The organism is Flavobacterium nitratireducens (assembly GCF_029625335.1).
GTDB lineage: Bacteria > Bacteroidota > Bacteroidia > Flavobacteriales > Flavobacteriaceae > Flavobacterium > Flavobacterium nitratireducens.
On record NZ_CP121111.1, the window covers coordinates 1,023,925 to 1,044,941 of the forward strand.

Consider the following 21,017-nt stretch of genomic DNA (forward strand, 5'->3'; position numbering starts at 1 on the left):
TATGCTAAGAACTTTCAAACATAGTTTACTATTTTTTAGTGTCCTTTTGTTATTTTCTTGCAAAGACATAAATCATTTTACAATTGAAGGTAATGGTACTATTACTACTCAAAAAAGAGTGATTAATGAAAGTTTTAATAGTATAGAAACCAGTAACGGAATTGAAGTTATTATCAAACAAGCAAAGGATTCATCAGTCAAAGTAGAAACGGATGAGAACCTTCAAGACCACATTGAGACTAAAGTTGAAAATGGAGTACTGGTAATAAGCCACAAAAATGGAAGCTCTACTAGTTCACACAAACAAAAAGTTTATGTAACTAATCCAACTTTTGAAGAACTTTCAGCTAATAGTGCTGCCACTATAAGAACTACCGGAAAAATCAAAGGAAATAATTTAAGTTTAAATACCTCAAGTGCTGCAAAAATAGAAGCTGAACTATCCATAGACAATATTAAAGCAAATAGCAGTAGTGCAAGTATGATTATCATTAAAGGACTGGCTTTAAATCTTGATACAGAATCCTCTAGTGGTAGCACTATAAACGCCGAAGAATTACTAGTCAATAATATCATAGCCGAAACATCTAGTGGTTCAAAAACCATTGTTCATCCGAAGGTAAATTTAGAAGCTGATGCCAGCAGCGGAAGCAAAATTGAATACAAAAACAAACCAAAACATATTGATATAAATACTAGTTCTGGTGGAAGTATTCAAGGAAATTAGACCCGAATTAATCATTGGAAGTTATGATAATATGACACCAATGATTCCGTGAGGATTAACCCCGATTTAGGAAATTTCACTGTTTATTTCAAAAACACTGATTAGACTTACTTTATCGATTCCGCATTTTCTAAAGCGAAATTTGGGCTAAAAAAGATTTTAGTATTAGACAACATAAAAAAGGAGCGTCAAGCTCCTTTTATGTTTATCAACTAATTAGAAATTACATTCAATACTATTGTCCTAAAAACGCTTAACAAAAGGCTTCTACAGTTTGTATTTCCTCTTTAGAAATCGAAATTTCTTCATTAAAATCTAATTCCCATTTATCTAAGCCTTTGTATTTATACAACTGATTGTTTTGAGTTGGATCAAGAACCATCAGATAAATCCATTTATTATTTAATAAATTCTTCAAATTTAAATTTCGATTCAAAATGTCTTGAATTCTATTTATTGGAGCGTGAATAATTACAGAAAGCCTAAGCGGTTTATGGTAAATTTGCGCATCATTTGAATATAAAGATTGAATAGGTAATCCCATTTTTAAATCGCCTCCATTACCTTGGACAACACCAAATTTACCCGTAACATTATGGGTTATTTTAGTTCCGCCGCCAAATCTTTGATTGTCTACCGAAGAAAAGTAATAATGATTATTAATCCATTGCGTAACAACCATTGGACCTTGCATAATTCCTTCCAGCGCTTTTCCTGAAGTATCTAGTTTCCAATTGTACGAATGTAAAAAACTGCGACTTTCAAGATTCAAATTTACAGTAAGTTCTCTTGAGCCTACTACAAAAGCGGCATTTCTAGCTAAGCCCCATTCAGGTCTTGTGATACTCCAGTTGCTTGCTCTATTAAAAACTTCTGAAAGTGATGCCTTTTCTGATTCTAACCTTTCTGAAATAGCATCTAATTGCGCTTGTTTCAGATTATTTTTGATTCTTTTTAGCGCTTCACTATAAAAAGAAGGAGTATTAGCATCAAAAAGTAGAATTTCATCGGTTGTAGTATTATGCTCTGCTCCTATAAAAATGGTGTAATCTGGAATTAATATTTGGTGCTGCGCTGCCAATTGTTTTCTAACTTCTTTCGAATTAGCCAAACTAGCTAACATTCTAGCATTATGTCTTCCTGGACTTGCTGCACAAGCTCCACAATCTAGACTTGAACTAAAAGGGTTGTTTGCTGAATGACTACCATGCCCTACAAAAAATACTATTGGTGCAAATTGTTCCCAACCCATCAACATAAATGCCGATTTCACAATAGCAACTTTTTCATCTAGAGAAATAGCTATATCAATATCATTTTTAGTGAGTTCTGGCTTAAAAATGGACTCAACACTATTATTTTCTTTTAATGAATACTGGTATTCAAATTTAGAAAACAAGGATCTTTTTACAATTTTAAAACCATACACCAAACCAGATCCCTCCACAAAACCAAAAGCTGAAGGCAACATGTTTTTCATTCTTTTCAAAAAATGATTCGAAAACTTAGCGTATTTCTTTTTCTTTTTAAAATCTTTATGAGCTTCGTTATTACCTTCTCGTACTACTTCACAAGCTGTATAAGCCGAATTCACAATTGGAGGGCAAGCTTTTCTAACAATATTGTCTTTTGGATCCAAATAATCCATGGCAATTCCAAAAAACCCAGCATAACCAAATGTCTCATAATTTCCATTTGCCTCAACATGTCTTCGTATCAATTCTGACCTAGTATCGATACAAAAAACCATTTGAGCATCTACAACTTTAGTTTCATTTGTTGTTTGTTCGTCTGAATTTTTACACAAAATTTCTTCAACTAGTTTTTTCTGTAAACTTGTCTCCCAGGCTTCAAGCCATAAATATTTTAATTGAATATTTTCATCCAAACTATTTTGACTTTTATCCTCTGGTTTGATAGAAATATTTAATCTTTTACAAATCCATAATCTAACCGCCAAATAATCTTTTACACTAAGTGGAAACTCAATACTCCATTGCGTAGCGTTATCATTTCTGTATTTAATATAACCCACCCAACCAGGTAAAGCTGCGAGTTGATTCTGAAAAATACTATTATACTCTGCTTCAGGATAATCAACCAAGACCGATTTTAAAGCTTCATCACTTGTTTTAGGAATATCTTTTAATTTTAAAACACCTAATTCATCGTCATAAATAGCTAATAATCGCCAAGCAAAATAAAAGCCTTCCGATTTATAGGGCATCTCCCATTCGGCTTGTCCTTCATCTAAAAAGCTAGACAACCATTTAATCATTAAATTGTCTACTACTGCATATGGATTAGAAAGCTGCTTTTTTGCATCTGAATGTAATAACTCAAAATATTCTTCTATCTCTTTATCAAATCCATTTTCTTTTAATAGAAGTGCGAGTGTTTCTCTACAGATTTCTCCCGTTTCTAACGCTTGTTGAAAAGTACTACCTGAAGGTAAAACAGTAGCATTATAAAGTGTATTAACTTCTTTCAAAGCATTCAGAAACGATTTGTTTTCAAAACCACTTAACTGATTTGATGCTACAAAACTATATAGAGGCCAAGTTGTTCCTATCACTTTAGAAGCCTGATCGATATGTTGTTGAATATCTAAATTCATAATAATTGATTGTTTAAATGGTTTTTCTATAAGGTTGAGACAAATTCAACAGTTTCACATACAACCAAGGTAGCTTTTTATAAACCCCTAATTTCATAATGAAGAAACCGATAAGAAATAGTAATCCAAAAATGATTTGTGGCCATGATATTCTGGTAGGTACATCTACCATTGGCATATCCTCTAATAAATGAGTTACCCCCACATAAGTAATTGAGTATAGCCCTATCCCTAGTATAAAAAGTATTGCTGGAAACACCATTTTTTGAAAAACCGAAAAGCTTTTTTCTTTAACAATGTTATAGGTAATCTGACCTACCGTTATGGCAACCACTAATGTTAAAAATAATCCACTATTTAAAGCCAACCCTTTTCCTGTCCAAGTAACAAAAAGTAAGGCTCCCATTAATCCAAAAAGAAGAACTAATATGGCTTGCAATGGTTTTATTTTTAATTGTTTAAGGTCCTTTGGATTTGATTTTTGAACTTCTTCACCTGAGGACATGAACAAGTAGGCTTTATAAAATCCGTGTAAAATTAAATGGGCAACAGCTGCATTAAAAAAACCTAATCCACATTGCATAATCATAAACCCCATCTGAGCAATGGTCGAACAAGCTAATTTTTGCTTAACATTAACTTGAATTAATTTAGTAAACTGAGCGATAACAGCCGTAAAACCACCTATAATAAACAATGTGGTCAATAAATTAGACTTAAAAAAGAGCGGAGCAAACAAGGTAAGCAATATCCCTGCTCCATTTACAAAACCAGCGTGCATTAAAGCAGATGCAGGAGTGGGCGCAGTCATTGCAGATAACAACCATTTGTGAAATGGATACATCGCCGATTGTACAACTGCGGCTAGAATAATACTAACTGCCGAAATGATTAAAATATATTTAGGAAAAGTAGGTATCAGCGCTACAATCTCCTCTAAGTAATATTCATTACTGTAAAAAGCCAGATTTAAAACACCGATGGTTAAAAAACAAAATCCCGTTATAAAATACTTTCTGGTATAACGCAAAGCTGCTTTCGCCGCTTTCCAATCCTTATCTATCCCAATTAGTTGCGACATTAATAAGCCCATAAGTAACCAACTGAGTAATAACACAACGATATGATTCGCTATCACAAGCATCATAACGGATAAAGTAAATACCAAACATAAAATCATGAATCGGTTTTGATACTTGAATCCTTGCAGATAATTGATAGCATACTTACTAACAATTGAGCTAAAAAAAGTTACGGTTGTCCAAATTAAAAAGCTAAAGCCGTTAATTCTAAAAATATTTTCAAAATAATAGTCTTTAAAACCGTTAAAATGAATTACTAATAATGATAAACTACCTAGGAAAAGGACACTAATTATCGAAAAAATAAACTTTGGAAAAAATAAATTAGTAGTGGACTCTAACTCTTTATGGATTGTTGAATAGATACTATGATTTGATTTTTGATTCATCACTAAATTTTTATTACTCGTTACCAATTGTAATTTCAACAATACTTTTGATCTTTACCTGATTTGCTAATTCTTTCTTTTGATTAAAAAATTGAATTAGTTTATTTTTTTGAGATTCTAATTCTTCAATTCTTTTATCAGTAGCATTAAGATCATAATCATGGTTCTTTTCCCATTTTTGTAATCGAAGCTTTTTTTGAAAATTAATTTTCTCATCAATTAAATTCAAAAGAATATTAGAGGCTTCTTCACATTCAAAATCACCATTAATCAAATCAAACTGATACTTCTCTTGTTCTGTCATTAGTAGTTCCAAATCTTGAGCTTCTAGTTTTTCCATTTTTTATTATTTTAAAATTACTATTGTGTTAAATTTTGAGGCAGCAAAATTCTAATTAAATAAGCATTAATTTTTATTTATATTTATTATACAAAACATAAATATTTTTTATAAAAAGAATAATCTTCTAAAAAAAGAACTAAAAACAATGATAACCAACCAATTAATAACATAATACATAGAAGTCGATTTAAGTAAATCTCAAAAAAAGAGGACAAAAAAAAGCTGTTTCGAAAAATCGAAACAGCTTTAAGTAAATTATAAAAAATTATTAAGCTTCTTTAGCAGCTAAATATCTTTCCGCATCTAATGCAGCCATACAACCTGTCCCCGCAGCAGTAATAGCCTGACGATACACATGGTCTGCAGCATCACCTGCTACAAAAACACCTGCCACATTAGTTTTAGCCGTTCCAGGTGTATTAATAATGTAACCCGTTTCATCTAAGTTTAGATAATCTTTAAAGATATCTGTATTTGGTTTATGACCTATTGCCACAAAGAAACCTGTAGCTGGAATATCATAAACTTCCCCAGTTGTTTTATTTTTCACTTTAATCGCCTCAACCACCTGATTATCACCTAAAACTTCTACAGTATCATGGTTCATTAAAATGGTAATATTTTCCGTTTTACGTACGCGCTCTTCCATGATTTTAGAAGCTCTAAATTTCTCGCTTCTCACTAACATCGTTACTTTTTTACAAAGTTTTGATAAATAGTGTGCTTCTTCACAAGCGGAATCTCCAGCTCCAACGATTACTACTTCTTGATTTCTATAGAAAAATCCGTCACAAACAGCACAAGCAGAAACACCTCCACCCATTTTTAAATAATGTTGTTCTGATGGTAATCCTAAATATTTTGCCGAAGCACCTGTAGAAATAATTACCGTTTCACAGTGTAATTCGATAGTATCATTAATCCAAACTTTGTGAATATCTCCAGAAAAATCAACTTTAGTAGCCCAACCATCTCGGATATCCGCCCCAAAACGTTGCGCTTGCTGTTGCAACTGAATCATCATTTCAGGCCCTGTTACACCATCTACGTAACCAGGAAAATTTTCAACTTCGTTAGTTGTTGTCAATTGTCCACCTGGTTGCATCCCTTGGTATAAAACGGGATTCATATTAGCTCTTGACGCATATATTGCTGCTGTGTAACCTGCAGGTCCTGAACCTATAATAAGGCATTTTATTTTTTCAATTGTATCTGACATTTTACTATTTCTTTAAATTTTTAACAAGACAAAAATAAGTTTTTATTATTGGAATACTCCAAATAATACAATCAGTTTTTACTATTCCAAAATAGACAAACTAAAAAAAGGCTGACGGAAAATTTCTTTTCTGTCAGCCTCTTGGTCGGGGTGGCAGGATTCGAACCTGCGGCCTCCTGCTCCCAAAGCAGGCGCGATAACCGGGCTACGCTACACCCCGTAACGCGGATGCAAATATACAACACTTTTTATCTTATGCAAACATTTCATAAAAATAAATCAAAAATCTATTTTTAATAAAAAAACAGACCGTTTCGACAAATAAAAGCTCAAAATGAGGCATTAACAAATGTTAACAAAATAGATTTTTAGAAACCATAATAAATTGTATTTTTACAGTTCAAAATTTAGATATATAAATGGGCAAAATCATTGCGATTGCTAATCAAAAAGGAGGCGTTGGAAAGACTACATCATCTGTAAATCTTGCCGCTTCCCTAGGAGTTTTAGAAAAGAAAGTATTATTAATAGATGCCGATCCTCAAGCGAATGCTAGTTCTGGTTTAGGTATTGATGTAGAAAGTGTAGAAATTGGTACTTACCAAATTCTAGAACACAGCAATACACCAAAAGAAGCAGTAGTGAAATGTTCGGCTCCAAACGTAGATGTCATTCCGGCTCACATTGACCTTGTGGCAATCGAAATCGAATTGGTAGACAAAGAAAACCGTGAATACATGCTCAAAAAAGCATTGGAAAGCGTTAAAGACGAATATGATTTTATCATAATTGACTGTGCTCCTTCACTTGGTTTACTAACTTTGAATGCATTAACTGCTGCTGATTCAGTGGTTATCCCTATCCAATGTGAGTATTTTGCCTTGGAAGGACTTGGTAAACTACTAAATACGATTAAAAGTATCCAAAAAATCCACAATCCTGAATTAGATATTGAAGGCTTATTGCTTACTATGTACGATTCAAGATTGCGTTTATCAAACCAAGTGGTAGAAGAGGTTCAAAAACACTTTAATGATATGGTTTTTGAGAACAATAATCCAACGCAATGTAAAATTAAGTGAAGCACCAAGTTTTGGTGAAAGTATCATCAACTATGATGCTACCAGCAAAGGAGCTACTAATTATTTACACCTAGCACAGGAAATTATTAAGAAAAACGACATCCAATAATTTTTTATGACAAAAGCTATAAAAAAACAAGCCTTAGGAAGAGGATTATCTGCATTATTAAAAGACCCCGATAACGATATCAAATCTGTTGAGGACAAAAATGCCGATAAAGTTGTTGGAAATATTATTGAGCTTGAAATTGAAGCTATTGAAATAAATCCATTTCAACCTCGAAGCAATTTTAACGAAGAATCTTTAAAAGAGTTAGCTACTTCTATCAAGGAATTAGGAGTTATCCAACCTATTACTGTTAGAAAATTAGACTTTAATAAATACCAATTGATTTCTGGAGAACGTCGTTTGCGTGCTTCAAAATTAGTGGGTCTTACTACTGTACCTGCCTATATTCGTATTGCTAATGATAATGAATCTTTAGTTATGGCTTTAGTTGAAAACATTCAACGTCATGACTTAGATCCTATCGAGATCGCACTTTCGTACCAACGCTTAATGGACGAAATTCAATTAACGCAAGAGCAAATGAGTGAACGCGTAGGAAAAAAACGTTCTACGATTGCCAACTATTTACGCCTTTTAAAACTAGATCCAATTATCCAAACGGGTATTCGTGATGGTTTTATTAGTATGGGTCATGGTAGAGCGATCATCAACATTGAAGATTTAGATGCTCAAACTGAAATTTATCAAAAAATTGTAAGTCAGAATCTTTCCGTTCGCGACACAGAAACTTTGGTTAAAAACTATCACGAAAGTTTAAAACCAAAACCTGCAGTTAAAGAAAAGGCAGCTTCATTTGCTATTGATGAAAATCAAAAAGAATTTTCAATTCCTATTTTGGGAATAATGTAGATATTAAAGTAGCCAATAATGGAAAAGGAAAAATTACAATCCCTTTTCAATCGGAACAAGATTTTAATCGAATTATCGAATTAATTAAGGGGTAGTGAATAAATTTATTTCCATAGTACTATTTCTTATCTTCTTAAGCAACACATCGGTATTGGCACAAAAAACAACCCAAACCACTGTTGCAAAAGACACCTTAAAGTCAGTTGATATTGATCCGTTAACACCCGCTAAAGCCGCTTTTTACTCGGCTGTATTACCAGGTTTAGGACAAGCTTACAATAAGAAATATTGGAAAATTCCTTTGGTATATGGAGCCATTGGAACTAGTTTGTATTTTTATATTGATAGTAATAAAAAATACCACCAATTTAGAGATGCATATAAAAGAAGATTAGAAGGATATACAGATGACGAGTATTCGTATCTAGACAATAATAGATTGATAGCCGGACAAAAATTTTACCAACGTAATCGAGATTTATCTTCTTTATTTGTAGTCGGTTTTTATGTCTTAAACATTATAGATGCTAATGTCGATGCAGCTTTAATGCAATTTAATGTTGACGATAAACTCTCTATAAAACCTAATGTATATCAAAACAATTTGAATTATAAAACAAATGTAGGGCTTACCCTAAACTATAATTTTTAATCAAAACAGTAAGAAGAAAACAAAACTTCTTAACAATTTAAATACGAAGAAAAATGAAAATTGCGCTTTTAGGATACGGAAAAATGGGTCAAGTAATTGAAAGAATTGCTTTAGAAAGAGGTCATGAAATTGTTTTGAAAAAAGATGAATTCAATACCTTCGACGGACTTTCAACTGCTGATGTAGCTATTGATTTTAGCGTTCCTATGGCCGCAGTTGAAAACATTTCGGCTTGTTTTAATAATAATGTTCCTGTGGTATCGGGAACAACGGGATGGTTAGACCGTTATGACGAAATGATTGCTTTATGCAAAGAAAAAAATGGTGGTTTTATTTCAAGTTCCAACTTTAGCTTAGGAGTAAACTTATTTTTTGGTTTAAACGAATATTTAGCCAAAATGATGGCTAACATCGAAGGCTATAAGGTAACGATGGAAGAAATTCACCATATCCATAAATTAGACGCTCCTAGCGGCACAGCAATTTCATTGGCTCAAGGTGTTATTGAAAATACTAATTACAACACATGGACATTAGAAGAAGCTAAAGAAAACGAAATACACATCGAAGCGATTCGTACAGGCGAAGTACCAGGTACACACACTGTGACTTACGATTCAGGCATTGATAGCATCGAAATCAAACATACGGCTCACAACCGTGAAGGATTTGCTCTTGGTGCTGTAATTGCTGCTGAATGGTTAGCAGGAAAACAAGGAATCTACAGCATGAGAGATGTTCTTAATATTCAATAAGCAATCATAAATTAACTCAAATACAAAAGAATTATGGCACTATTTCAATGGTTTGTATTCTTTCTTATTATCCAAGTCGTTCATTTTTTAGGAACTTGGAAACTATACGAGGCAGCTGGAAGAAAAAAATGGGAAGCAGCAATACCAGTATATAATGCTATTATCCTAATGAAAATTATCCGTCGACCTACTTGGTGGACCTTATTGCTTTTTATTCCAATCATTAATCTAATTATGTTTCCTGTAATTTGGGTAGAAACACTTAGATCATTTGGAAAACGTAGTCAATTAGACACTCTTTTAGGAATAATTACTTGCGGATTATACATCTACTATGTTAATTATACTCAAAAACTAGCCTACCAAAAAGATAGAAGTTTACAACCCGCAACCAAAACTGCAGATACCATTAGTTCGCTATTATTTGCTATTATTGTGGCTACTTTTGTCCACACCTATTTTGTACAACCTTACACTATTCCAACCTCTTCATTAGAAAAATCATTATTAATAGGTGATTTTCTTTTTGTGAGCAAAGTAAACTACGGAGCTCGTGTTCCCATGACTACTGTAGCTTTACCGATGGTGCATGATACTATTCCATTTCTAAAAAGGAAATCATATTTAAGCTTCCCACAACTTCCTTATTTTAGATTACCTGGTATTGAAGATAAAATCAAACGTACCGACATCGTGGTATTTAACTGGCCGGTAGATACTGTACATTATTTCTTTGAACCAAAAGGAAAACCCGGCGTAATAAAACCTATCGATAAGGAATCAAATTACGTAAAAAGATGTGTTGCTATCCCTGGAGATAGTTTATCCATTAAAGAAGGTATAATCTATATCAACGGAAAAGTGTTAGAACTACCTGAACGTGCTAAACCTCAATTCTCCTATAAAATAGTACGAGATATTAATACTCCTATCGATATTAATGCCATTATCAAAGAACTAGACATTACAGATGGAATTAATTATGTTAGTCCACAACAAGACACTGTAGGAATTGCAGCATTGACCTCTGAAAATGTAGAAAAAATTAAAAAATATCCAGGAATAAAAGCTGTCATTCGCAATATTTCAAATATTCCAGAAAATGGTATTTACAGTGTATTCCCTCATAATGTTGACTGGAATCGAGACAATTACGGACCAATTTATATTCCTGAAAAAGGAAAAACGGTGGCTCTTACTTTAGAAAGCTTGCCGTTTTATCAAAGAATCATCACCTCATACGAAAAAGATGACAATGGAAACCCAAATGAATTAAAAGTAACTGGAAATGAAATTCGTTTGAATGGTAAAGTGGTAAATAGCTACACCTTCAAACAAAACTATTACTGGATGATGGGTGACAACCGTCATAATTCTGAAGATAGCCGTTATTGGGGTTACGTTCCAGAAGATCATATTGTAGGTAAACCTGTCTTTATATGGATGAGTTTAGATCCTAATGGAAAAGGCTTAAACAAAGTGCGTTGGGACAGAGTTTTCACAACCGTTAGTGGCGAAGGTCAACCACAATCTCATTTCAAAATATTTTTGATCTTATTAGCTGCTTACTTTGTGGGAGAGTATTTTTGGAAGAAAAGAAAAGCAAAAACAGATATCTAATTAAACATAGATAAAACCTCATATTTTTTGCCACAGATTACTAGGATTTACACAGATTAATCTGTTCTTAATCTTTTTAATCTGTGGCAAAAAAATATAAAATGAATTCAAAAAACATAGATTTAACTATTTCAAGCTGGTACAAATGAAAACCTTACTACATCCATCCTATTTCCCTTCGATTAGCCATTTTGTAGCTTTACTACAAGCCGAAAGTATCGTATTTGAAATGGAAGATAATTTTCAGAAACAAACCAATAGAAATCGCACTTATATCTACAGTCCAAATGGAATCCAACTCTTGAATATTCCAATTAAACATTCTAAGACAAGTCATCAAAAAACAAAAGACATACAGATAGAAAACGATTTTGACTGGCAAAAACAGCATTTTAAATCACTTGAAGCTGCTTATCGAAGTTCGCCATTTTTTGAATTTTTCGAAGATGATTTTGTTCCTTTTTTCGAAAAGAAACATCACTTTTTAATGGATATGAATTTTGAAGTTTTAGAGCTGATTTCGAAATGCATGCGAACCAAATTTAACTTCGAAACCACTACAGAATATTTTCATGAAGTAGATCAAAATACGTTGGATTATCGTTATCTGGTAAATGGAAAAAAAGACAAGTCTGTATTCGAGCCTTATACTCAGGTTTTTGATGATAAGTTTGGTTTTATTAACAACCTAAGTATTCTGGATTTACTATTTAACGAAGGGAAATTCACAGTTGACTACTTAAAATCCCAGAAACTAATTCTGTAATTTATCATAAAATAGCTTATAAATTACTACTCCATCGATAATTTAGCCATTATAGGAAAGTGATCCGAATTATCGAATTCAGGAAAAGTCTCAAATTTTTTCACTTGCATTTTTCTATCAGCAAAGATGTAATCTATTCGGGCAGGGTAATATTTAAAACGATAGGTTTGCCCAAATCCTTTTCCGGCCTCCTCAAAGGAATCTCTTAGCCTCCCCTTTATAATACGATACACATAAGAGAAAGCACTATTGTTCATATCCCCACAAATAATAACGGGATATTCACATTCTTTTAAATTTTCTTTTAAAATTTCTGCTTGTTGCTGTTGTTGTTTAAAAGCTTTGCTAATTCGCATAAACATAGCTTGTGATTTTTCTTTGTCAATCACATCAATATTATCTGAAATTTCATTGACATCAGGTGAAATTTTAATGGATTGTAAGTGCATATTGTACACTCTAATAATATCTTTTCCTCGTTTAATATCCGCATAAACAACGTTATTATTCGAATTTGGAAAAACAATTTTACCCTGATCTAATATTGGATATTTTGAAAAAATAGCCTGCCCCGTTTTAATTTGGTCACCATCCATAAATATCGTGCGATGTGGATAGACTTTTAGATCTATGTGAGCCGAATTAGAATATTCTTGAACACATAAAATATCAGGATTTTTATCATTGATAAAGGCTAAAATGGTTTCAGGAATATCAGCCTTATCTTGCCATTTAAACAAATTAAACAGCCGAACATTATAACTCATTACCACAAAGTCGTTCTCGCTTTCTGTGTATTCTTTAGTAGTGAATTTATAAAACTTATTTATAAATGTAATTCCAATTAAAAGCACTAAACCAGACAACATCATTCTTTTTTTCAATTGCAATCCCCAATACAAGAAAAAGAAAGCATTCAAAATGAAAAAAACAGGCATGAACAGGGTTACTACCGATAATAACGGAAAAATTTTAGGTGCCAAAAAGGGCAACACATAAGCGATAAAAGTAACGACTATGAGGATAATGTTTAAAACAAACATCCCTCTGTTGAACCACGAAAGATTTTTCATTTTATTTTATTTAATGTCCAAAGTCCCCACAAACTTCAAACCATTATTTACCTGATTTGAATAAAAAATCCTTCTCCTCTTTTGTTAAACTATCATAACCCGACTGACTAATTTTATCTAAAATTTCATCAATCTGTTGCTGTGTTTTATCTTTTGTAATTATTCTAGAAGTAGTGCGTTGCTCTACAGGTCTATTGTAATTTTTATGTACTTTTTTAAACGGTGTTGCCGGTGTCGTTCTAAAACCATTAGCAAAATAATCGATGATTTTAGTAACAACAACACTCATATCATTTCCATTTTGCAGCGTTTTAATATAAATATAACCAAATAAAGCACCTGCCAAATGTGAAATATGACCTCCCATATTATCCAAACGGAGCTGCATCAAATCTAGTATCAATAAAACCGCTGTAATATGCCATAATTTTACCCTACCTATCAATAACAATCTAACTTCCATTAAGGGCTGATAAGTAGTTACAGCCATCAAAACAGCCATTATTGCTGCCGAAGCACCAACAATAGGGGCAACTATATTCATCAGAAAATAACTAGCCATAAAAATTAGACCTGCAAACACGGCACCCAATAAATACAAACCAAAAAACTGTTTTTGTGTAAAAAAGGTTAAAAACAATTGGCTAGCAAAATTAAGCACCAACATATTAAATAAAATATGAAAAAAATCAAAATGGAAGAAAGCATAACTAATAAACGACCAAGGTTTCCACAACAAATCGGCTGGATTAGAAGACAAACTAACATAAGGTAGTATCGCAATATCCACACTAAAAATTTTTAAAATCCCTGGTACAACAAAGGAAATTAAGAAACAGGCGATATTCCAATAAATCAACCTATGAGCGATTCCGCCTAGTTTATATTGCTGTTTTAAATCGTCTAAAATATTCATTCTTATTCCTTTAATTAATAGATATGCAATAAATTAATTCCAACGGTTGCTATTAAACTGATTTTTTTCCAATACCACATAATCAAAAAACCAAACAATGCCCCACCAACATGCGCAAAATGAGCAATTCCTGCTCCTCCAAAAATTGATTGTCCAGATACACCCAAATATAAATCTACTAAGACCAAACCAGGCACAAAATATTTTGCCTTAATTGGAACAGGAATAAACATCAAAGCCAATTCTGCATTCGGGAACATAAATGCAAAAGCAACAACAATTCCGTATATAGCACCAGAAGCACCAACTACAGTACCTGCAAAAGCTTCTACAAAATTTTGATATTCTGATGGTGATAATATGGTTTGCCAAGCTGTATTAATCTGCCCTTGATTTAATAGCTTCAATATTTCCGTTTTTTGAAAACCATTTTCTTCTAATATTTTTATAGCATCATTAAAATAATAATAATTGATTCCAGTATGTAACAAAGCCGCACCTAAACCACAAGAAATATAAAAGAACAAAAACTTTTGACTTCCCCAAAAGTGCTCTAATGCCGAACCAAATGAAAAAAGAGCAAACATATTAAAGAAAATATGCATGAATCCTCCATGCATAAACATGTGAGATAGGATTTGCCAACCATGAAAATTTTGATTTTCTGGAAAATACATTGCCAACATTTGATAAGCAGGATCTCCTACTATCAATGTGCCAACAAAAAATAGAATATTAATTATTATCAGTTGTTTTACCGTTTCGGTTACATTCATCATATCGCAAATTTTTTATCTATATCTTCCACACGCATCGTAATGAAAGTAGGTTTCTGAAAAGGAGAAACATTAGGATCTTTGCAAGCAAAAAGTCCATTAACTAAATTCTCTTGTTCTTTTATTGTTAAACTCGTTCCTGTTTTTACCGCTAAACTCTTTGCCATCGACTTAGCAATACTATCATTTTGACTAAAGCTATTTTCAGGAATTCCTTCTTGTAAATCACTTAATAATTGTTCTAAAACCATCGAAACTTCACTTTCGGTAACATTCACTGGTATTCCTGAAATCACGACATGTTCATCTGTCGTTTCTTCAAAAACAAAACCTGTATTGGCTAACGATAATTTCAATTCGGCTATTAATTCCATTTCGCTCGACGAAAAATACAAATTAAGAGGGAACAACAATTGCTGGCTCGAGGCTTGATGAACCGTCATATTAGCTAAAAATTGCTCATACAACACCCTTTGATGCGCTCGCTGTTGATCCACAATAACCATTCCTGATTTTATAGGCGAAACAATATATTTTTTATGAATTTGATATACCTGTTGTACACTGTGTTCTACGTCTTCATCATTAAACAATGAAGCCGTGACTTCTTCGCTTTCAAAAGAAATTTCGGCACTTTCTATAGGAAATGCTTCTTGCTCTTGTTTCAATCCCACATACAAACTTTCCCAACTGGCAGTTGCTGCTGGTTTTTTATAATTGGAATAAGAACCGGAACTTGAACTTCCAGAACTTGAAGCCGCATAATGCTTGTTACCCTTATCATCTGCAAAAGGATTAAATGTACTATCTACCTGAATGGTAGGTGTTACGGCATCCATATCTTTATCCTTGTAATGATAAGGAGTATCTAAATTAGCATCACGATCAAAATCTAAAACAGGAGCTACATTAAATTGCCCCAAACTATGTTTGATAGAAGCCCTTAAAATAGCATACAAAGCACTTTCGTCATCAAATTTAATTTCTGTTTTAGTGGGATGGATATTAATATCAATCGTATTCGCAGGAACAGTTAAATATAAGAAATAACTGGGTTGTGTACCTTCTTTCAATAATCCGTCATAAGCAGCTATAACCGCATGATGCAAATAGCCACTTTTTATAAATCGGTCATTGACAAAGAAAAACTGCTCTCCTCTATTCTTTTTAGCAAATTCTGGTTTGCTTACAAATCCTTGAATGGAAACAATCTCCGTATCTTCTTGTACAGGTACTAATTTTTCATTGGTTTTACCCGAAAAAACATTAACCACACGTTGTCTTAAGGTCGAAATGGGCAAATTAAACATTTCGCTTCCATTATGATAAAACGTAAAATGAATATTCGGATGTGCCAAAGCCACACGCTGAAATTCATCAATAATATGACGGTATTCCACCGTATCTGATTTCAGGAAATTGCGTCGGGCTGGTATATTGAAAAACAAATTTTTAACCGCAAATGAAGTGCCTTGTGGTAATACTGCCGATTCTTGAGAAACAAATTTACTTCCTTCAATAACAATTTGCGTTCCCAGTTCTTCCTGAGCTTGTTTGGTTTTCATTTCTACATGAGCAATCGCAGCAATAGATGCTAACGCTTCTCCACGAAAACCTTTCGTATGCAAGCTAAACAAGTCTTCAGCATGACGAATTTTTGAAGTTGCATGACGGGCAAAACACAAACGGGCGTCAGTTACATTCATTCCTACTCCATTATCAATTACCTGAACCAAAGATTTGCCAGCATCTTTGATAATCAATTTGATATCTGTTGATTTAGCATCTACTGCGTTTTCAAGTAACTCTTTCACCACCGAAGCAGGTCTTTGAACCACTTCTCCAGCAGCAATTTGGTTAGCAACATGATCAGGAAGTAATTGGATGATACTCGACATTTTTTTTGTATTCGGTTTAGCGTAATTAGCAATTCAGAAGATAACTAACACGAGCAAATTTAATAAAATTCTATCGGCTTTTACGCCTTTACCAATCATAAATAAAACAAAAAACCTATACTATTTTCTACAAACAGCATAGGTTTCATTATGAATTATTTAGTATTTATTCTTTTAATTCTAAAGGTGTTCCTTCCCCTAATTGAGCAGCACCAGAGGTCAATAAATTTTTATTTGCAAAATCATGTACTAATGTAGCCTGCTCACGAATATAAGCCATTTTGATGGCTGCAATTGCCGCTTCAGTTCCTTTGTTTCCATGAATTCCTCCACTTCTATCAATAGATTGTTGCATCGTATTATCGGTCAAGACGCAAAAGATAACTGGAATATCGGTTTGAACATTCAAATCTTTTATTCCTTGCGTCACCCCTTCGCACACAAAATCAAAATGCTTTGTTTGCCCTTGAATAACACATCCAATCGCGATAACAGCATCTACTTTTTGAGTTTGCAACATTTTTTTACAACCATAAATCAACTCAAAACTTCCAGGAACATTCCATCTAATAATATTTTGAGCTGGAACTTCATTGTCTAACAAGGCATCTTCAGCCCCTTTGTACAAACCTTCTGTGATGTTGTCATTCCACTCCGAAACCACAATTCCAAAACGAAAATTCTTTGCATTAGGAAGTGAACTTTTGTCGTAAACTGATAAATTTTTATTAATCGTTGCCATATTAAATATATTTATTAAGTCTTTCAATTTATAAATAAAAATTGGTGATTACAAGTAGTTCCTTGCAATCACCAATCCTTATATTTTTATCTGTCTTATTGAGATAATCCAATCAAAGCATCTACTGAAGCTGCTTCTGGAGTATTCTCATAGTTTTCTTTAATTTGTGTAAAATATTTCAATGCTTCTTCTTTGTTTCCAATAGCTAAAGCTGTTTTACCCGCTTTCAACAAGAAACGAGGTGTAGTGAAATCATTTTTATTAGACTCAGCCGCTTTTACATAATAGTCAAAAGCTTCTTTGTCTTGTTTCTTTTCAGAATAAGCATCACCAATGGCTCCTTTTGCCAAAGCATTTAAAACAATATCATCAGAGCTAAATTTGTTTAAATACTCGATAGCTTCATCAAATTTCCCTGTATTCAAATAAGCCAAACCTGCATAATAATTAGCCAAATTACCTGCTGAAGTTCCTGCGTATTCATCGGCAATTTTAACGAATCCAAATTTACCCTCAGAACCATTCAAAGCTAATTTGTATAAAGAGTCACTTGCTACTCCATTCACAGCTTGTTGAAAGTTTTGTTGTGCCACAAACATTTCACTCGCTGCTTCATCCTCTTTTGGTTCTGCAACTAATTTTTGGTATCCTAAATAACCTACTGTTAGTAAAGCAATCGCTCCTACTACACCAATAATAATTTTTTGGTTTTTAGCAACCCAGTCTTCCGTTTTTGATGCAGTTTCATCTAATTTAGAAAAAACCTCAGCAGTTGTACTGTTTTTTTCATCAATTACTACTTCTTCTACTACCTCTTTTACTTCTTTTTCTTTTGGTGCTTTATATCCTCTTTTATTGTACGTAGCCATTTATAAATAATTTAGTGAACCGCAAAAATAAAATTTTTATTCAAACCCACGCAAAAAATCCTATTTTTTATAACTAAAAGGAAAATATTTTCTATTTATTGAAATAACGGCGATTTAAGCTTGCTTTTTTTCAACAGATTAAATCAAATAGCCCATTATATCGATATTTTTCAATAATTTGCAGCCTTATTTAAGAGCAAAACTAAAACTAGTAATTCCCTCAATAGCAGCCTAGCCTACAATGTATTTAAAAAAAATTTCTTTATTCAACTATAAAAATTTTTCAGAAGCCAGTTTCGAATTCGATGGTAAAATTATTTGTTTTGTGGGTAAAAATGGTATTGGAAAAACCAATGTTCTAGACGCTATTTACCATTTATCTTATGGTAAAAGTTACTTTAATCCGCTGGCGGTTCAAAATATCAAACACGGAGAAGAGTTTTTTGTTATTGATGCCGAATTCATCAAAAATGACCGAACCGAACAACTCGTTTGCAGCTTAAAAAAAGGACAAAAGAAAATATTAAAACGTAACGGCAAAGCCTACGAAAAATTTTCAGATCATATTGGTTTTATTCCGCTGGTAATTATATCGCCAGCCGACAGGGATTTAATCATCGAAGGTAGTGAAACCCGCCGAAAGTTCATTGACAGTATTATTTCGCAACTCGATTCTTTGTACCTCCAACAATTAATTCAATATCAAAAAGTAATGAGTCAGCGAAATGCTTTGTTGAAATACTTTGCCTTGAACCATGTTTTTGACAATGATACCTTATCGATATACAACGAACAGCTTAACGAATTTGGAAAATATATTTTCGAAAAAAGAAAAGAATTCGTAGCCGAATTTATACCTATTTTCAGTAAGCACCATCATGCGATTACAGGTTCGGAAGAATCGGTACAATTAGTCTATGAAAGTCATTTGTTTGAAAAAGATTTATTGAGCCTTTTACAAGAAAACATCAATAAAGATCGCGCTTTACACTATACCAGCAACGGAATCCACAAAGACGATTTGTCCTTTGAAATCGATAATCATCCTATTAAAAAATTTGGTTCACAAGGACAGCAAAAGTCCTTTTTGATTGCCTTAAAATTAGCACAGTTTGAATTTCTTAAAAAACAAAGTGGCGTAAAACCAATTTTATTATTTGATGATATTTTTGACAAACTAGACGAAACTCGCGTTGCCAAAATTGTCGAAATGGTGAATTCAGACACTTTTGGACAACTTTTCATTTCAGATACTCATCCGGAAAGAACTGAAGCCATCGTAAAATCAACGCATCAATCATATAAGATATTCAACTTATAATTTTTTTTACCACAGAGTATAAAAAGATTTTCGCAAAGTACACCAAGTTTTTCTAGCTAAGAAAAAAGGAAAAATCCATTTAAATCAGTAAAATCCGTGGCAAAAAAAATCACAAACTAAAGAAAACCTATCCTTTTTGATTATTTTTGATATTATTAAAATTCAAATTCCATGAAATTCAAGCCCTTACTAACACTCGTTATTTTATTCACCATAATTTCTTGCCAAAGTCAAACTTCAGAATCCATTAAAACAATTGAAGTCAAAGCTTTCGCAAAAGAAATAAAGAGTTCAAAAAAGCCACAACTATTAGATGTACGAACTCCTACTGAATATACAGAAGGACACATTGATAACGCCTTAAACATCGATTGGCAAGGAAGTCATTTTGAACACGAAGTACAAAAGCTAGACAAAAACAAAGCCGTTTATGTGTATTGTCGAAGTGGAAAAAGAAGTTTAAAAGCATCTGAAAAACTAGCCGAATTAGGTTTTAAAAAAATCTATAATCTTGATGGCGGTTTTCTACAATGGACTTCAGAAAACCAAAAAAAATAATTTAAAAAAACTTCTCAATGCTTAGCAAAGAATCAATACAATTCCTTGACGATTTAAGGAACAATAACAACCGTGAATGGTTTCAAGAAAATAAAAAAAGATACGAAGTATTCAAAAAAGACTACCATCAATTAGTAGCTGCTTTTTTAGATGTAATGAAACCTATGGATCCGGCTTTGGAAATGCTTGAAATCAAAGATTGCACCTTTAGAATCAATCGTGATATTCGTTTTTCTAAAGATAAATCTCCCTACAAAGCGCATTTGGGTGTTTGGTTATCTTCGGGCTCTAAGAACCTCAATCGTTCTGGATATTATATTCATATTGAAAGAGGTGGCAGTTTTATTGCTGGTGGTTTCTACGCTCCTGAAGCTGATGATTTAAAAAAAATACGCAAAGAAATTGCGTTTTTCTATGATGATTTGGAAGCCATTTTAGCGGAACCCAATTTCAAAAAAGAATTTGGCGATTTTTCACGCAACGAAAAGTACCTACTCAAAACTCCTCCAAGAGGCTACGAAAAAGACCATCCTGCGATAGAATTTTTAAAATTGAAAAGTTTTGAAACTCTTCAAAAATTTGATATAAGCGAAGTAACTCAAAAAGATTTTGTTGCCAAAATGAGTCAGAAATTAATAGTGTTAAAACCTTTGAACGAATTCATGAATCGTGCTGTAACAGTCGACGAATAAT

17 protein-coding genes, 1 tRNA gene and 3 pseudogenes are annotated in these 21,017 nt (G+C 32.9%); 10 read left to right on the plus strand and 11 right to left on the minus strand.

Annotation, left to right across the window (positions count from 1 at the left end; genetic code table 11):
• Window position 1: 1 nt before the first annotated feature.
• Window positions 2-727, plus strand: a complete 726-nt coding sequence (locus P5P90_RS04820) for a head GIN domain-containing protein (RefSeq protein WP_278036075.1) — start codon at window positions 2-4, stop codon at window positions 725-727.
• A 253-nt stretch (window positions 728-980) separates the two neighbouring features.
• Here the strand turns inward: P5P90_RS04820 and P5P90_RS04825 are convergent, their stop codons facing one another.
• From P5P90_RS04825 to P5P90_RS04845, 5 genes are all read right to left on the minus strand, one after another.
• Complete coding sequence (locus P5P90_RS04825; protein ID WP_278036076.1) at window positions 981-3,344, minus strand: DUF2309 domain-containing protein; 2,364 nt, start codon at window positions 3,342-3,344, stop codon at window positions 981-983.
• A gap of 13 nt (window positions 3,345-3,357) precedes the next feature.
• A complete protein-coding gene (locus P5P90_RS04830) occupies window positions 3,358-4,815 on the minus strand; it encodes a proton-conducting transporter transmembrane domain-containing protein (protein WP_278036077.1) in 1,458 nt (485 codons plus the stop codon).
• 13 nt (window positions 4,816-4,828) lie between these two features.
• Window positions 4,829-5,155, minus strand: coding sequence for a hypothetical protein (locus P5P90_RS04835; protein ID WP_278036078.1), 327 nt, complete (start codon window positions 5,153-5,155; stop codon window positions 4,829-4,831).
• A gap of 271 nt (window positions 5,156-5,426) precedes the next feature.
• Window positions 5,427-6,377, minus strand: coding sequence for a thioredoxin-disulfide reductase (gene trxB / locus P5P90_RS04840; protein WP_278036079.1), 951 nt, complete (start codon window positions 6,375-6,377; stop codon window positions 5,427-5,429).
• A gap of 142 nt (window positions 6,378-6,519) precedes the next feature.
• Window positions 6,520-6,597, minus strand: a tRNA-Pro gene (locus tag P5P90_RS04845).
• 199 nt (window positions 6,598-6,796) lie between these two features.
• Between P5P90_RS04845 and P5P90_RS04850 the strand changes: the two are divergent.
• From P5P90_RS04850 to P5P90_RS04875, 6 genes and pseudogenes are all read left to right on the plus strand, one after another.
• A pseudogene (locus P5P90_RS04850) lies at window positions 6,797-7,568 on the plus strand (ParA family protein).
• Between the two features lie 6 nt (window positions 7,569-7,574).
• A pseudogene (locus P5P90_RS04855) lies at window positions 7,575-8,473 on the plus strand (ParB/RepB/Spo0J family partition protein).
• Window positions 8,473-9,030, plus strand: coding sequence for a DUF5683 domain-containing protein (locus tag P5P90_RS04860; protein WP_278036080.1), 558 nt, complete (start codon window positions 8,473-8,475; stop codon window positions 9,028-9,030). Before P5P90_RS04855 ends, P5P90_RS04860 begins: the two are co-directional and overlap by 1 nt.
• Window positions 9,031-9,083: 53 nt before the next feature.
• Window positions 9,084-9,785 (plus strand): 4-hydroxy-tetrahydrodipicolinate reductase, encoded by a 702-nt coding sequence (dapB, locus tag P5P90_RS04865; protein WP_278036081.1) that lies wholly within the window; start codon window positions 9,084-9,086, stop codon window positions 9,783-9,785.
• Between the two features lie 33 nt (window positions 9,786-9,818).
• Window positions 9,819-11,405 carry a signal peptidase I gene (lepB, locus tag P5P90_RS04870; RefSeq protein ID WP_278036082.1) on the plus strand — a complete coding sequence of 529 codons (1,587 nt, stop codon included), beginning with the start codon at window positions 9,819-9,821 and terminating at the stop codon, window positions 11,403-11,405.
• 145 nt (window positions 11,406-11,550) lie between these two features.
• Window positions 11,551-12,171 (plus strand): WbqC family protein, encoded by a 621-nt coding sequence (locus P5P90_RS04875; protein WP_278036083.1) that lies wholly within the window; start codon window positions 11,551-11,553, stop codon window positions 12,169-12,171.
• Window positions 12,172-12,197: 26 nt separating this feature from the next.
• Here the strand turns inward: P5P90_RS04875 and P5P90_RS04880 are convergent, their stop codons facing one another.
• From P5P90_RS04880 to P5P90_RS04905, 6 genes and pseudogenes are all read right to left on the minus strand, one after another.
• On the minus strand, window positions 12,198-13,244 hold the full coding sequence (locus P5P90_RS04880; protein WP_278036084.1) for an endonuclease/exonuclease/phosphatase family protein: 1,047 nt from the start codon (window positions 13,242-13,244) through the stop codon (window positions 12,198-12,200).
• 43 nt (window positions 13,245-13,287) lie between these two features.
• Window positions 13,288-14,160 carry a rhomboid family intramembrane serine protease gene (locus P5P90_RS04885; protein WP_278036085.1) on the minus strand — a complete coding sequence of 291 codons (873 nt, stop codon included), beginning with the start codon at window positions 14,158-14,160 and terminating at the stop codon, window positions 13,288-13,290.
• Between the two features lie 33 nt (window positions 14,161-14,193).
• Window positions 14,194-14,939, minus strand: a pseudogene (locus P5P90_RS04890) (rhomboid family intramembrane serine protease).
• Window positions 14,936-16,834, minus strand: a complete 1,899-nt coding sequence (mutL, locus tag P5P90_RS04895; protein WP_278036086.1) for a DNA mismatch repair endonuclease MutL — start codon at window positions 16,832-16,834, stop codon at window positions 14,936-14,938. Before mutL ends, P5P90_RS04890 begins: the two are co-directional and overlap by 4 nt.
• Window positions 16,835-17,000: 166 nt before the next feature.
• Window positions 17,001-17,576 (minus strand): 6,7-dimethyl-8-ribityllumazine synthase, encoded by a 576-nt coding sequence (gene ribH / locus P5P90_RS04900; protein ID WP_278036087.1) that lies wholly within the window; start codon window positions 17,574-17,576, stop codon window positions 17,001-17,003.
• A gap of 95 nt (window positions 17,577-17,671) precedes the next feature.
• Complete coding sequence (locus tag P5P90_RS04905; protein WP_278036088.1) at window positions 17,672-18,445, minus strand: tetratricopeptide repeat protein; 774 nt, start codon at window positions 18,443-18,445, stop codon at window positions 17,672-17,674.
• A 241-nt stretch (window positions 18,446-18,686) separates the two neighbouring features.
• Between P5P90_RS04905 and recF the strand changes: the two genes are divergently transcribed.
• The 3 genes from recF (at window position 18,687) to P5P90_RS04920 (ending at window position 21,016) form a co-directional block, all read left to right on the plus strand.
• A complete protein-coding gene (gene recF, locus P5P90_RS04910; RefSeq protein WP_278036089.1) occupies window positions 18,687-19,766 on the plus strand; it encodes a DNA replication/repair protein RecF in 1,080 nt (359 codons plus the stop codon).
• Window positions 19,767-19,937: 171 nt separating this feature from the next.
• On the plus strand, window positions 19,938-20,324 hold the full coding sequence (locus P5P90_RS04915) for a rhodanese-like domain-containing protein (RefSeq protein ID WP_278036090.1): 387 nt from the start codon (window positions 19,938-19,940) through the stop codon (window positions 20,322-20,324).
• A gap of 17 nt (window positions 20,325-20,341) precedes the next feature.
• A complete protein-coding gene (locus P5P90_RS04920; protein ID WP_278036091.1) occupies window positions 20,342-21,016 on the plus strand; it encodes a DUF2461 domain-containing protein in 675 nt (224 codons plus the stop codon).
• The last annotated feature ends 1 nt before the right edge of the window (window position 21,017 follow it).